Genomic DNA, 14,111 nt, shown 5'->3' with positions numbered 1-14,111 from the left:
AGATTCTTTCTATTCTTGTGAAAGAATGACAATTTGGAGGGGAAAACCTTTGAAAACTGGAACATTAAAGCAAATACTATTGATTACAGATGGGTGTTCAAACCAAGGCGATGATCCAATAGCGATGGCTGCTTTGGCAAATGAACAAGGGATTACAATTAATGTTATTGGAGTAATGGAAAATGATGTGATTGATGAAAAGAGTATGCAGGAAATTGAAGGAATCTCCGTATCGGGTGGTGGTGTTAGTCAAATTGTATATGCCAAGAGTTTATCACAAACAGTGCAGATGGTAACTAGAAAGGCGATGACACAAACATTACAAGGTGTTGTGAATCAAGAGTTACAGCATATATTAGGACGTAGCACAACGATGGAGGAACTTCCGCCTGATCAAAGAGGAGAAGTAATGGAAGTAGTGGATGATCTTGGTGAAACGGTAGATCTGGACGTGTTAATTCTTGTCGATACGAGTGCAAGTATGAAGCACAAGCTTCCAACAGTGAAAGAGGCCTTATTAGACTTATCATTAAGTTTAAACGCAAGGATGGGAAATAATCAATTTTCTGTTTTTGTATTTCCCGGGAAAAGGAAAGATGTCGAAAAATTGCTGGACTGGACACCTAGATTGGAATCATTGTCCACCATTTTTTCTAAATTGAGTGTTGGTGGTATTACTCCAACTGGCCCAGCATTAAAAGAAGCAATTGCTTATTTTAATAAAAAAAGGTCTTTAAGGGGATTGTTATCTCGTGATGATGAACAATACTTTGAAGAATCAATATAAATTTCAATTAGGTACAGTCGTAGCAGGTAAATGGAATAAAAATCGTTACACCTTAATTCGAGAGTTAGGCTATGGTGCCAATGGAATGGTCTACTTAGCGGAAGGGAAACAAGAATATGTAGCATTAAAAATGAGTGATAATTCCATGTCAATAACCTCAGAAGTAAATGTCCTAAAAGCATTTTCAAAGGTCCAAGGGAGTACCCTAGGACCTTCTTTGCTAGAAGTTGATGATTGGGAAACGCATGAAAAAAGAGTTCCCTTCTATGTAATGGAATATATTCAAGGTCCTAATCTTTTAGAATTCATACAAAAGAAAGGTCATTCATGGTCAGGTGTATTAATTTTGCAACTATTAAATGATTTGGATCGTCTACATCAAGAGGGATGGGTATTTGGTGATTTAAAGCCGGAAAATCTAATTGTGACTGGTCCACCGACAAGAATTCGTTGTATTGATGTAGGTGGTACAACATTAATAGGTCGAGCAATAAAGGAGTATACTGAATTTTTCGATAGAGGCTATTGGGGAGCGGGTTCCAGAAAAGCGGAACCAAGCTACGATTTATTTGCGGTGGCAATGGTAATAATTAATTTAGTTTATCCAAAAAGGTTTACGAAACAGGGTGAAGGTCTCGGGCAATTAAAAAAAGCAATACAAGTAAAACCTGAATTGGCAAAGTATCGAGATATATTATGGAAAGCCATCACCGGAAAATATCGTTCGGCATTAGAAATGCGAAAGGAATTAATGAAAGAATTATCTAGCGATGGTAGAAGCGATCAAAAAGCATACCCAGCGAAAGTAGTGTCGTCGCAACCAAAGAAGCTAGTATCCTCCCGGGTAAAAAGACGAAGGAATAACAAAATTTCCAGTTTCTTAGAAACCATCATGATTATTATGGTAATATCCTTCCTATATTTTTTATATGTATATGGACATTTGATGTAAGGAGGGAGTCATATAGTATGTCTCCCTTTTTACAAATTGAAAAATTTTTTATAAACAGTGCCTTATTTTCGAACCTAAAAGGTTTAAATGGTACTATATTAATTAAAGGTTGTTTTTACATAGATTATGGCTTTTCGTAAATTGTTTTAAATCCTAAATTAGACTTTGTTTCGGGGCATCTTTTCTTAAAAAGGCTAACCATACTAAAGTAGAAAAAGGAAAGTTATACGATTTTCTTTTGCAAAAACAACAAAGTTAAAAAAAAGCCTAATTAAAAGATGTTTTTATTCTAGCTATTTGAGGGAAAGAATACGATATGCTGTCATTTGAAATAAAGGTAATGGAATTTATCAAAAAGCACAAATTATTAAAAGTGGGAGATTCTATTCTTATCGGAGTATCTGGCGGACCGGATTCATTGGCTCTCGCACATTATTTATTCCGAAAGAAGGAATATTACTCTATATCTGTGACTGTTGCACATATAGATCATATGCTAAGAGGTTTGGAATCTTATAATGATCTATTATTTGTAGAAGAATTTTGTCAAAATCTTGGTATTCCTGTGGCAACAGCGAGAATCAATATCAATGAATTGATACATAAAGAAGGAAAAGGTTTAGAGGAAACAGCTAGAAAGTACCGTTATCTTTTTTTTGATGAAACTATGAAAAGGTATAACTTGAATAAGCTTGTACTGGGGCATCATGGAGATGACCAAATAGAAACGATCATGATGAGATTGACGCGGGGAAGTTCAGGGAAAGGGCGTTCTGGAATTCCATTACGAAGAGAGGTTACATATGGGGAATTAATTAGACCCCTACTTTGTTTAACAAAAGGTGAAATAGAGGAATACTGTGACCTTTATCAATTAAGCCCTCGAAGAGACGCTAGTAATCAATCTAACGAATATACTAGAAATCGTTTCCGAATGGAGGTACTGCCTTTTTTAAAAAGGGAAAATAGTCATGTACATGAACATTTTCAGCGATTTAGCGAGGAATTGTTGGAAGATGAATCATTTTTGCAGGTATTAACAGAACAAGAAATGAATAAAGTATGGAATAAAACAGATGGTGAAATCATTATTAATATTGAGTCTTTTATTAAGAGGCCTTTGCCTTTACAAAGAAGAGGGATTCAACTAATATTAAACTATCTCTATAAAGAAAATCCTGGTACTTTCATGGCCGTTCATATTGATGCAATTCTTGAGTTATTAACGAATCACCAGCAGCCTTCCGGAAAACTAGATTTACCTTTAGGCTTAAATGTAACACGTTCTTATGAAAGATGCCGCTTCTCATTTGAAAAAGAGGCAAAATCTAATCCGTATGAATTTATGTTACATGATGGTGTTGGTGTGAATCTTCCAAATGGATACATGATTCAATTGTTAAAAGGGAAGCATCCGCTTAAATGTGAAGGGAATAATATGATTTGTATACATGCTAGTGATATTGAGTTCCCCATCATCGTCCGTACAAAACGGGGTGGTGATCGAATGAAAGTAAAAGGATTAAATGGAACGAAAAAAGTGAAGGATATATTTATTGATAAAAAAGTTCCGATAGTTGAAAGGGAAGTATGGCCGATTGTAACTGACCGAGAAGGAAATATATTGTGGATACCACAATTGAAAAAATCATGTTACGACAAGCCGCCCGTACCTAATGAAGTTTTCTATATCATACAATACCGCAAACAATCATCTTCTAGGGGGCTACCAAGTTAATGAAACAAGATATTGAAAAAGTATTAATTTCAGAAGAAGAAATACAAAAAAAGACGAAAGAATTAGCTGAACAACTTACAAAGGAATATGATGGACGTTTTCCATTAGCAATCGGTGTTTTAAAAGGTGCCACGTTGTTTATGGCTGATTTGTTAAAGCGAGTGGATACTTATTTGGAAATGGATTTCATGGATGTATCAAGCTATGGTAAATCCACTGTTTCTTCAGGAGAAGTCAAGATATTAAAAGATCTTGATACATCTGTCGAGGGAAGAGACATTCTTATTATTGAGGATATAATCGATAGCGGACTTACTTTAAGCTATTTAGTGGAGCTATTCCGTTATAGAAAAGCTAAATCAATCAAAATTGTGACATTGCTTGATAAACCAACCGGTCGCAAGGCTAATATTGAAGCCGATTATGTAGGTTTTATTGTTCCTGATGCCTTTGTTGTCGGTTATGGATTAGATTACGCTGAAAGGTATCGTAACCTCCCATATATTGGAGTGCTGAAGCCAGAAGTGTATAGCAAAAGTGAATAAGTCTACAATAATTATGTGACGTTTGGAAAATACTTTTAAAAAGTGCAAATTGTTGAAAAGTCAAGATTCTCTATGATACTATTTATTATAGTTTTCTGAACGTGGGAGGAGGTAAGGAATGAGCAGAATATTTAGGAATACCATTTTTTATGTATTATTATTCCTCGTTCTTATTGGAATCGTAAGTTACTTTAACAATACTAATGAGCCTACGAAGAATATCTCGTATGATCAATTTGTTTCTTCCTTAGATAAAGGGGATGTCAAAAAATTTACGATGCAGCCTGAAAGAGGCGTATATGAGGTACGGGGAGAATTTAATAATAAGGACAAATTCCTTACATATGTAATGAATAGCCAAGCAGCGCTTGATCGTATTGATAAAGCGACATCGAAATCAGAAGTTGATGTAATGATGGCAAAAGAAACAAGCGGCTGGGTATCCTTTTTTACCTCCATTATACCGTTTGTCATTATCTTTATTCTCTTTTTCTTCTTATTAAACCAAGCTCAAGGCGGCGGCGGTCGTGTTATGAACTTTGGGAAGAGCAAAGCAAAGCTTTACAATGACGACAAGAAAAAAGTTCGTTTCCGTGATGTCGCTGGTGCAGATGAAGAAAAACAAGAATTAGTGGAAGTAGTTGAGTTCTTAAAAGACCCTAGAAAATTTGCCGAGCTCGGTGCGAGGATTCCAAAAGGGGTACTTCTTGTCGGACCTCCTGGTACTGGTAAAACTCTTTTAGCCCGTGCTGTCGCTGGAGAAGCAGGCGTCCCATTTTTCTCAATAAGTGGTTCCGACTTTGTGGAAATGTTTGTCGGTGTCGGTGCTTCTCGTGTACGTGATTTATTTGAAAATGCAAAGAAGAATGCTCCATGTATTATTTTTATCGATGAAATTGATGCAGTTGGTCGTCAGCGTGGTGCCGGTTTAGGCGGAGGACACGATGAACGTGAGCAAACTCTAAACCAATTGCTTGTAGAAATGGATGGGTTTGGAGCTAATGAAGGAATCATTATTGTAGCTGCAACAAACCGTCCAGATATTCTAGATCCTGCATTGTTGCGTCCAGGTCGATTCGATAGACAAATTACGGTTGATCGCCCAGATGTAAATGGACGTGAAGCAGTTCTAAGAGTTCATGCACGTAATAAGCCTTTGGATCCAACTGTTGATTTAAAAGCGATTGCAGCGAGAACTCCAGGATTTTCAGGTGCAGACCTTGAAAACTTACTAAACGAAGCTGCGCTCGTCGCAGCAAGACAAGATAAGAAAAAAATTGATATGGAAGATGTCGATGAGGCAACTGACCGTGTAATTGCAGGACCTGCTAAGAAGAGTCGTGTTATTTCTAAGAAAGAGCGGAACATCGTTGCATATCACGAAGGTGGACACACTATTATTGGTTTGGTACTAGATGAAGCTGAAATGGTCCATAAAGTGACAATTGTTCCTCGTGGTCAAGCAGGCGGATACGCTGTTATGTTACCGAAGGAAGACCGTTATTTTATGACGAAACCAGAGTTGCTTGATAAGATCACCGGACTATTAGGTGGACGTGTTGCAGAAGAAATTACATTTGGTGAAGTATCAACTGGAGCTTCAAACGATTTCCAACGTGCAACTAGTATCGCTCGTAGAATGGTAACTGAGTTTGGTATGAGTGATAAGCTTGGTCCATTACAGTTTGGTCAAGGACAAGGTGGTCAAGTCTTTTTAGGTAGAGATTTGAATAATGAGCAAAACTATTCTGATGAAATTGCCTATGAGATTGATACTGAAATTCAAAGAATTATTAAAGAAAGTTATGAGCGTGCGAAGAAAATTCTCACTGAAAATCGTGATAAGCTAGAAATTGTAGCTCAAACATTGTTAAAAGTGGAAACGTTGGACGCAGAACAAATTCGTTCTTTGTATGAACATGGAAAGCTGCCAGATCGAAGTTCATCCGTTTCATTAGAAAAGAAAACTGAAACAGATTCTGAAAGTATGAAAGTAAACTTCCAAAAGAAACCGGAAGAAAATGTTGAGAATAAAAATGAACGTTCAAGACCGGAAAAGTTTGGTCCAACTAATACAAAGGACCAAGAAAATTCCGATGACCAAGAGAATAAGTAAGAATATAAGGGGACATCGTTATTCCGATGTCCTTTCTTCTGTCTAAGAACATTTATTATCGTATAAAAAAGAACGTGCAAAGTTTTATGAACAGAGCATTATAAAGCATAAACGTCCTGTTTGTTGTGTGAAATATGATATGATGTTGGCATGTAATTAGACTAATTAGAGTGGTGATAGAATGTTATTCGTTTTAGACGTTGGGAATACTAATATTGTTTTGGGAATATACGATAATGCAAAGCTTAAGCATCATTGGAGAGTGGAAACTGACCGTTTTAAATCGGAAGATGAGTATGCAATGATTATAAATTCTTTATTTCAACATGTTGGAATTCATTTTAAGGATATTAATGGCGTCATTATTTCTTCCGTTGTCCCACCGATTAACTATGCTTTAGAACGTATGTGCAATAAATATTTTAATGTCAAACCTTTAATTGTGGGCCCTGGTGTGAAAACAGGGTTGGATATTAAATATGATAACCCTAGAGAAGTTGGTGCTGATAGAATTGTCAATGCAGTAGCGGGTATACATGAATATGGCAGCCCTTTAATTATTGTGGACTTTGGCACTGCTACAACATATTGCTATATTAACGAGGATAGTCAATATTTAGGAGGAGCGATTGCGCCAGGTATTGGAATATCTGCAGAAGCCTTGTATTCTAGAGCTTCTAAATTGCCACGTATAGAAATTAGTCGCCCAGAGGGAATAGTAGGGAAAAACACAGTTTCTGCAATGCAAGCAGGTATTGTATATGGTTATGTTGGTCAAGTAGAGGGTATTGTAACTCGAATGAAAGCAAAAAGTAAAAAAGAGCCGATTGTTATTGCAACAGGAGGTCATTCTAATTTAATAGCAAGTGAATCAAAATTAATTGATATTGTTGATCCTTTTCTAACCTTAAAAGGCTTAAGTTTAATCTATAAAAGGAATACAAGTGAATGATAAGGGAGGTTGCAAAGTTTGGGAGATTATTTAGTAAAAGCATTGGCATATAATGGACAAGTTCGGGCCTATGCGGTGAAAAGCACAGAAACAGTTGGAGAGGCACAGCGTCGCCATTATACCTGGCCGACCGCGTCTGCAGCATTAGGACGTTCCATGACGGCTGGAGTCATGATGGGTGCTATGCTAAAAGGTGAAGAAAAATTAACCATCAAAGTGGAAGGAAAAGGCCCAATCGGTGTTATTATCGTTGATAGTAACGCAAAAGGTGAGGTAAGAGGTTTTGTAACAAACCCGCAAACGCATTTTGATTTAAATGAACACGGAAAATTGGATGTGCGCCGTGCTGTTGGGACAGAAGGGACATTAACGGTTGTAAAGGATTTAGGCTTGCGTGAGCATTTTTCTGGACAAGTACCGATTGTATCAGGGGAATTAGGGGATGATTTCACCTATTATTTCGCCAGTTCAGAACAAGTTCCATCCTCTGTAGGTGTTGGGGTGCTAGTAAATCCAGATAACAGCATCTTAGCAGCGGGAGGGTTTATCATTCAGTTGCTACCAGGAACAAGTGATGAAGTAATTGGTGATATTGAGAAAAAAATTCAAGCAAGTCCACCTACTTCAAAGCTTATTCAACAAGGGTTAAGTCCGGAAGAAATATTGATTAGCTTATTAGGCGAAGGAAATGTGAAAGTATTAGAAAAGATGCCAATTGAGTTCAAGTGTAAGTGTTCAAAAGAAAGATTTGCTGCTGCTATTATCAGCTTAGGGAAAACCGAAATTGAGGATATGATTCATGATGATGGACAAGCAGAGACGCAATGTCATTTTTGTAATTCGAAATATCTCTTTTCAAAAGAAGAGCTTGAGGAATTAGTAAAAGAAGCGAAATAGGGAGAGAGAAATCTTGAGGAAGAAGCGGCTTTTGTATATTATTGGCGGGTTAGTATTACTTAATATTTGTACCATCGTTTTTTTTACTTATAAGGACCATGAAAATCAAAAAGTGTTCGCAAATAACAATTTAAATGAAACAGTTGCAAGCATTGGCAATGTGAAGATTACAAGACAAGAATGGCTTTTAGCAATGGAAGAGCAAAGTGGAAAAGATGCGTTAAGAACTTTGATCGATGAAAAACTAATAGAAAAAATGGCGAAAAAGTATGGCATTTCGGTAAGTAAGAATGAAGTTAATCAAGAAATGATGATCGCCAAAACGATTCAAGATTCAGACGATCAACCACAAAATGATGATCTTTTAATGAAAGAAATAAAAACAAATCTACTTTTTGATAAACTGATCACAAAAGATGTAAAAGTTACGGACGAACAAATACAAAAATACTATCAGGATAACCAGTATTTTTACCATATTCCTACCTCTTATAGAATTTCTCTCATTGAGGTGAAAACAAAAGGGGAAGCTGATAAAATTATTCAAGCGTTAAAAAATGGATCCAGCTTTGATGCTTTAGCAATGGAGGCATCGATTGATCCTGCTTCTAGTCCTCAAGGTGGGGATATCGGGTATATTTCCAAGGATTCGAAGGAGTATCCACAGGGATTTTTACAAGTAATTGAAAACCTTAAAGTGAACGAATACACAAATCCAATCCCATACAAAGGTCATTTTGCGATTGCGAAGGTTACGGATCAAATAGATGGTAAAAACTATTCGCTTAATGAAGTAAAAGACCAAATAAGAAGACAAGTGGCTTTAAATTCTATTGAAAATTCCATAACACCGGAGTCATTTTGGAAAGAAAATAAAGTAAAATGGTTTTATGGAAAGTAAATAATGAAATGAGACACGAGTGTAAAACTTGTGTCTTTTTTGTATTTTTTAGGGGAACATAAAATAGTTTACATGTGGGAAATGTCGAAGCTTTTTCGTTGACTTTCATTTAGGCAAATGCTAATTTTGAATTATTAAACCAATAAAAATACTCGGAATTTTTGGGAGGAAGACTCATGGTTAGAAATGTAAAATCTGTAACTGAATTAATTGGTGAGACTCCGGTTGTTAAGTTAAATCGTATTGTTGGTGAAAACGATGCGGACGTTTATCTTAAACTCGAATATATGAATCCTGGGAGCAGTGTAAAGGATAGGATTGCATTAGCAATGATTGAAGCCGCGGAAAAGGCCGGAGAAATTAAACCTGGTGATACGATTGTTGAGCCCACAAGTGGAAACACTGGTATTGGGTTAGCGATGGTAGCTGCAGCAAAAGGATATAATGCTGTTCTGGTTATGCCGGATACAATGAGTTTAGAACGAAGAAATCTCCTTCGTGCATATGGTGCACAGCTTGTATTAACACCTGGATCAGAAGGCATGAGAGGCGCTGTAAATAAAGCAGATGAGCTTGTTAAAGAGAACGGATATTTTTTGCCACAACAATTCCAAAATATAGCAAACCCTGAAATTCATCGTTTAACAACAGGTAAGGAAATTGTTGAACAAATGGGTGATCAGTTGGATGCATTTGTAGCTGGTATTGGTACGGGTGGAACCATTAGTGGAGCAGGAAAAGTTTTAAAAGAAACATACCCAGGTATAAAAATTTTCGCAGTCGAGCCTGCAGACTCCCCAATACTTGCAGGAGGCAAACCTGGTCCTCACAAGCTTCAAGGACTAGGAGCAAACTTTATTCCTGAAACACTAGACAGAGAGATATTTGATGAAATTATCCATATCAATACGGAGGAAGCCTTTGAAGCTTCAAGGACTGTAGCAAAGCTTGAGGGAATTCTAGGCGGTATTTCTGGGGGGGCTGCCATTCATGCAGCACTCAAGGTAGCGAAAGATTTAGGAAAAGGCAAGAAGGTATTAGCAGTAGTTCCAGATAATGGTGAACGTTATTTAAGTACAGCATTATATCAATTTGAAGATTAAAAAACACGTTTGGCAATCGGATTATCCGATTGCTTTTTTTAGTACTCTTAAATGGGTTGTGAAATAGCTTGAAAAAGGTTTAGACTATAGATAGGTACAGTGTGAAAGGAGTTTAATGGGATGGATCAAGCGATTCAATGTGGGCCTTATCGACTAGATTATCAGCAGAAGACCTTGATTATGGGAATATTAAATGTGACTCCGGATTCTTTTTCGGATGGCGGAAAATTTTATGATAACGAAAAAGCCATTATTCATGCTAAGGAAATGGTGCGTGATGGGGCAGATATTATCGATATAGGTGGAGAATCTACGCGTCCAGGACATGAACCAGTTAGTGTAAAAGAAGAAATTGCGAGGATCTTTCCGATCATATCAGCGCTTTCCAAGGAAATATCCATACCTATTTCTATCGATACGTATAAAGCTGAAACCGCAAAGAAAGCATTAGAGGCTGGAGCACATATTATCAATGATGTTTGGGGTGCGAAAAAGGATCCGGAGATTGCAGATGTAGCAGCCGAACATGATGTCCCAATCATATTAATGCATAATAGAGAAAACAGAAATTACACTAATTTTATTCGCGACGTATTGAATGATGTGTATGAAAGTATTTCTATTGCAAAAAAAGCGGGTGTCAGGGATGAAAATATTATTTTAGATCCAGGGATTGGTTTTGCAAAGGATGTAAAGGAAAATATTGATATTATGAAAAACTTGGACAAGCTTGTTGGATTAGGTTATCCGATTTTATTGGCTACATCAAGGAAAACAATGATTGGCCAGATCTTAAATCTGCCTCCACATGAAAGAATAGAAGGAACTGGTGCTACGATTTGCTTTGGTATTGAAAAAGGCTGTCAACTTATAAGAGTACATGATGTAAAGGAAATGAGCCGCATGGCAAAAGTAATGGATGTTCTTGTAGGCAAAGGAGAGTATGATGGATAAAATCTATTTAAATGAATTAGAGTTTTATGGATATCACGGTGTTTTACCAGAAGAAAATCGACTAGGTCAAAGATTTCGTGTCTCATTAGTACTTGAACTTGATTTAGCGAAAGCGGGTAAAAGCGATGATTTAAATGATACAGTGAGTTATGCAGAAATATATGAAATTTGCAAAGAAATAGTTGAAGGAAGACCATATAGATTGTTAGAGGCAGTTGCAGATAAAATTGCTTACACTATTTTAAATCATTTTCCGCTTATTGTTGAGACTAGTGTAAAAGTAATTAAACCTGATCCGCCAATTCCGGGACATTACCAATCCGTGGCAGTGGAAATAACAAGGAGTCTGACAACATGACAAACATAGCTTATCTATCGTTAGGTTCTAATCTTGGGAATCGGGAAGGTTTTTTGAAAGACGCAGTGAAGATGTTAGTGAATTATCCTGAAATTGAACTTTTAAAAGCATCTTCCATTTACGAGACTGAACCGGTTGGATATTCGGATCAAGGTAATTTTTTGAATATAGTCGTGAAGATAAAGACATCGTTTTCTGCAGAACAACTGCTTGAAATATGTCTCTTTACGGAAAAGGAATTGGGAAGAATTAGGGATATAAGGTGGGGCCCAAGGACAGTAGACCTTGACATATTATTATTTAATAACGAAAATATAAAATCAGAGAAACTAATTATTCCACATCCAAGGATGCATGAAAGGGCATTTGTGCTAATTCCGTTGATGGAAATAGATCCGGAAGTACAATTACCGATAATGAAGGCCCCTTTAAATGAAATTCTAAACGGAATACCTGATAAAGAAGGAGTTCGCTTATGGAAACAGATAAGTGGGGAAGACGCATTCGCGCTTTTCGAAAATTAAAAGGATATACGCAAGAAGAATTGGCCAAAGATCTAAAGGTTTCTGTATCGATATTAGGTGAAATTGAAAGAGGAAGCCGTTTGCCTACTGAAAGCTTTTTAAAAGATGTAGCGGGTTTGCTTGAAATTAAAGTGGATGAGCTTACTCCTCCAGAAGATGCAAAATAATATTGGACATAGAATTGGCGCTAGTTTAGCAGTGCTGAAATGATTAGTGACAAAGGGATTGTGTTTAAAAACGAAAAAACAATGAATCTTTTATATATAGAAGAAATGGAATCAGAAGAAGTAAAGGCTAGTTAATGAATTTAAAAAGCTGCCGGATTTACAGGCAGTTTTTTCGCTATTTTTTATAAAAACTATATATAATGGATGTCTGAATACTTAAGATTGTGTACAATAATAAAGTATATTCATTATAAAAGGCGCATGAGCATTAAAAATAGATTGGAGTGGCAACAACGTGAGTAATGAGGAATTAAATGATCAAGTACTTGTGAGACGTGAAAAAATGCAGTCTATTAGAGAGAGTGGGATTGATCCATTCGGAAAACGATTTGATAGAACGCATAATACAAAAGAAATTAAAGATCTTTATGAAGGATTAACAAAAGAAGAACTTGAAGAAAAGAGTGTTAAAGTTACTATTGCTGGTCGCATTATGACAAAACGCGGTAAAGGAAAAGCGGGATTTGCTCATATTCAAGATTTACAAGGTCAAATACAGGTATATGTACGCAAAGATGCTATCGGTGACGAAAGTTATGACTTATTTGATTCTTTAGACCTTGGAGATATTATCGGAATAACAGGTACAGTGTTTAAAACAAAGGTTGGAGAGCTATCTATTAAAGTAACTGACTTTGTTTTGTTAACCAAATCGCTGCGCCCATTACCTGATAAATATCACGGTTTAAAAGATGTGGAACAACGCTATCGTCAACGCTATTTAGATTTAATTATGAGTGATGAAAGCAAAAAAACATTTATTACTCGAAGCCTTATCATTCAATCGATGCGGAGATATTTAGATGACCACGGCTATTTAGAAGTTGAAACACCGATGATGCATGCTATTGCTGGTGGAGCGTCGGCCCGTCCATTCATCACACATCATAATGCGTTGGATATTCCTCTATTTATGCGTATAGCAATTGAGTTGCATCTTAAAAGACTTATTGTGGGTGGTTTAGAAAAAGTATATGAGATTGGCCGTGTGTTCCGTAACGAAGGCGTATCTACAAGACATAATCCTGAATTTACGATGATCGAATTATATGAAGCCTATGCAGATTATAAGGATATCATGAGTTTAACGGAAAACTTAATAGCGCATATTGCAAAGGAAGTACTAGGAACTACGAAAATTCAATATGGAGACTATGAAATAAATCTTGAGCCAGAGTGGCGTCGATTACATATGGTTGACGCTGTAAAGGAAGTGACAGGAGTAGACTTTTGGAAGGAAACTTCTGTAGAGGAAGCTCGCAAGTTAGCTCGTGAACACGATGTAGAAATCACCGAGCACATGGAGTTCGGTCATATAGTTAACGAGTTTTTTGAACAAAAGGTAGAAGAAACACTTATGCAGCCAACTTTTATTTTTGGACATCCAGTTGAAATATCTCCACTTGCAAAGAAAAATGACGAAGATCCACGCTTTACAGATCGTTTTGAGCTGTTTATTGTGGCACGTGAGCATGCGAATGCTTTTACGGAGCTAAATGATCCAATAGATCAACGCGGACGTTTTGAGAATCAATTAAAAGAACGCGAACAGGGTAATGATGAAGCACATATGATGGACGATGACTTTGTAGAAGCACTTGAATATGGTATGCCTCCTACTGGTGGTTTAGGTATTGGGGTTGACCGCTTAGTTATGTTATTAACAAACTCTGCTTCTATTAGAGATGTTTTATTATTTCCTTTAATGAAGAACAAAGACTAGACTTTACAAAAAGCTCTCGAGTATCGGGGGCTTTTTGTATTTTAGAGTAATATTCAAAGTTTGAATCTTTCGAGAACTATTTGTTATACTGATATATTATTTTCTTGATAAAAGTTTAAAAAAGCTATTGCATATTAGAAAAAATGGTGGTATATTTATATTCGTTGTCCGGTAATGGACGGCAAAGAAAAAACAAAAAAAAGATGTTGACTTAAACATCGAAGTATAGTAATATAGAAAAGTCGCTGATAAACGACATTGATCTTTGAAAACTAAACAGAACGAAACGTCAATGTTTTAAATTATATGAGCTATATCAAACATCTTTTTGGAG

General features: G+C 36.5%; 14 protein-coding genes. All 14 read left to right on the top strand.

From position 1 onward, the window contains the following. Nucleotides 1-49: 49 nt before the first annotated feature. Complete coding sequence (locus tag AC3WJF_RS15020) at nt 50-787, top strand: vWA domain-containing protein (RefSeq protein WP_492453567.1); 738 nt, start codon at nt 50-52, stop codon at nt 785-787. Then, a complete protein-coding gene (gene prkT, locus AC3WJF_RS15015; protein WP_492453565.1) occupies nt 756-1,739 on the top strand; it encodes a serine/threonine protein kinase PrkT in 984 nt (327 codons plus the stop codon). Before AC3WJF_RS15020 ends, prkT begins: the two co-directional genes overlap by 32 nt. Nucleotides 1,740-2,055: 316 nt before the next feature. After that, on the top strand, nt 2,056-3,477 hold the full coding sequence (tilS, locus tag AC3WJF_RS15010; protein ID WP_492453563.1) for a tRNA lysidine(34) synthetase TilS: 1,422 nt from the start codon (nt 2,056-2,058) through the stop codon (nt 3,475-3,477). Then, complete coding sequence (gene hpt / locus AC3WJF_RS15005) at nt 3,477-4,022, top strand: hypoxanthine phosphoribosyltransferase (RefSeq protein ID WP_492453561.1); 546 nt, start codon at nt 3,477-3,479, stop codon at nt 4,020-4,022. The genes tilS and hpt overlap by 1 nt, the downstream gene beginning before the upstream one ends. 118 nt (nt 4,023-4,140) lie before the next feature. Next, the gene (ftsH, locus tag AC3WJF_RS15000) at nt 4,141-6,138 is read left to right on the top strand and encodes an ATP-dependent zinc metalloprotease FtsH (RefSeq protein ID WP_492453559.1); all 1,998 of its coding nucleotides are present in this window, start codon (nt 4,141-4,143) and stop codon (nt 6,136-6,138) included. A 181-nt stretch (nt 6,139-6,319) separates the two neighbouring features. Then, nucleotides 6,320-7,090 (top strand): type III pantothenate kinase, encoded by a 771-nt coding sequence (locus tag AC3WJF_RS14995; RefSeq protein ID WP_492453557.1) that lies wholly within the window; start codon nt 6,320-6,322, stop codon nt 7,088-7,090. Between the two features lie 18 nt (nt 7,091-7,108). Beyond that, entirely contained in the window at nt 7,109-7,987 is an 879-nt protein-coding gene (gene hslO, locus AC3WJF_RS14990; RefSeq protein ID WP_492453555.1) for an Hsp33 family molecular chaperone HslO, read from the top strand. 13 nt (nt 7,988-8,000) lie between these two features. Then, a complete protein-coding gene (locus tag AC3WJF_RS14985; RefSeq protein ID WP_492453553.1) occupies nt 8,001-8,888 on the top strand; it encodes a peptidyl-prolyl cis-trans isomerase in 888 nt (295 codons plus the stop codon). 176 nt (nt 8,889-9,064) lie between these two features. Beyond that, nucleotides 9,065-9,991 (top strand): cysteine synthase A, encoded by a 927-nt coding sequence (cysK, locus tag AC3WJF_RS14980; RefSeq protein ID WP_492453551.1) that lies wholly within the window; start codon nt 9,065-9,067, stop codon nt 9,989-9,991. Between the two features lie 120 nt (nt 9,992-10,111). Further along, the gene (gene folP / locus AC3WJF_RS14975; RefSeq protein WP_492453549.1) at nt 10,112-10,945 is read left to right on the top strand and encodes a dihydropteroate synthase; all 834 of its coding nucleotides are present in this window, start codon (nt 10,112-10,114) and stop codon (nt 10,943-10,945) included. After that, nucleotides 10,938-11,303: a dihydroneopterin aldolase gene (folB, locus tag AC3WJF_RS14970; protein WP_492453547.1), complete on the top strand. Its 366-nt coding sequence runs from the start codon at nt 10,938-10,940 to the stop codon at nt 11,301-11,303. The genes folP and folB overlap by 8 nt, the downstream gene beginning before the upstream one ends. After that, the gene (folK, locus tag AC3WJF_RS14965) at nt 11,300-11,827 is read left to right on the top strand and encodes a 2-amino-4-hydroxy-6-hydroxymethyldihydropteridine diphosphokinase (RefSeq protein ID WP_492453545.1); all 528 of its coding nucleotides are present in this window, start codon (nt 11,300-11,302) and stop codon (nt 11,825-11,827) included. The genes folB and folK overlap by 4 nt, the downstream gene beginning before the upstream one ends. Beyond that, nucleotides 11,779-11,994 carry a helix-turn-helix domain-containing protein gene (locus AC3WJF_RS14960; RefSeq protein ID WP_492453543.1) on the top strand — a complete coding sequence of 72 codons (216 nt, stop codon included), beginning with the start codon at nt 11,779-11,781 and terminating at the stop codon, nt 11,992-11,994. Before folK ends, AC3WJF_RS14960 begins: the two co-directional genes overlap by 49 nt. A gap of 295 nt (nt 11,995-12,289) precedes the next feature. Next, nucleotides 12,290-13,777 (top strand): lysine--tRNA ligase, encoded by a 1,488-nt coding sequence (gene lysS / locus AC3WJF_RS14955; protein WP_492453541.1) that lies wholly within the window; start codon nt 12,290-12,292, stop codon nt 13,775-13,777. The last annotated feature ends 334 nt before the right edge of the window (nt 13,778-14,111 follow it).

Source organism: Heyndrickxia sp. FW510-T9 (assembly GCF_058781025.1).
The sequence above is the reverse complement of the archived record's forward strand: the minus strand, read 5'-3'. Positions and strand labels throughout refer to the sequence as shown.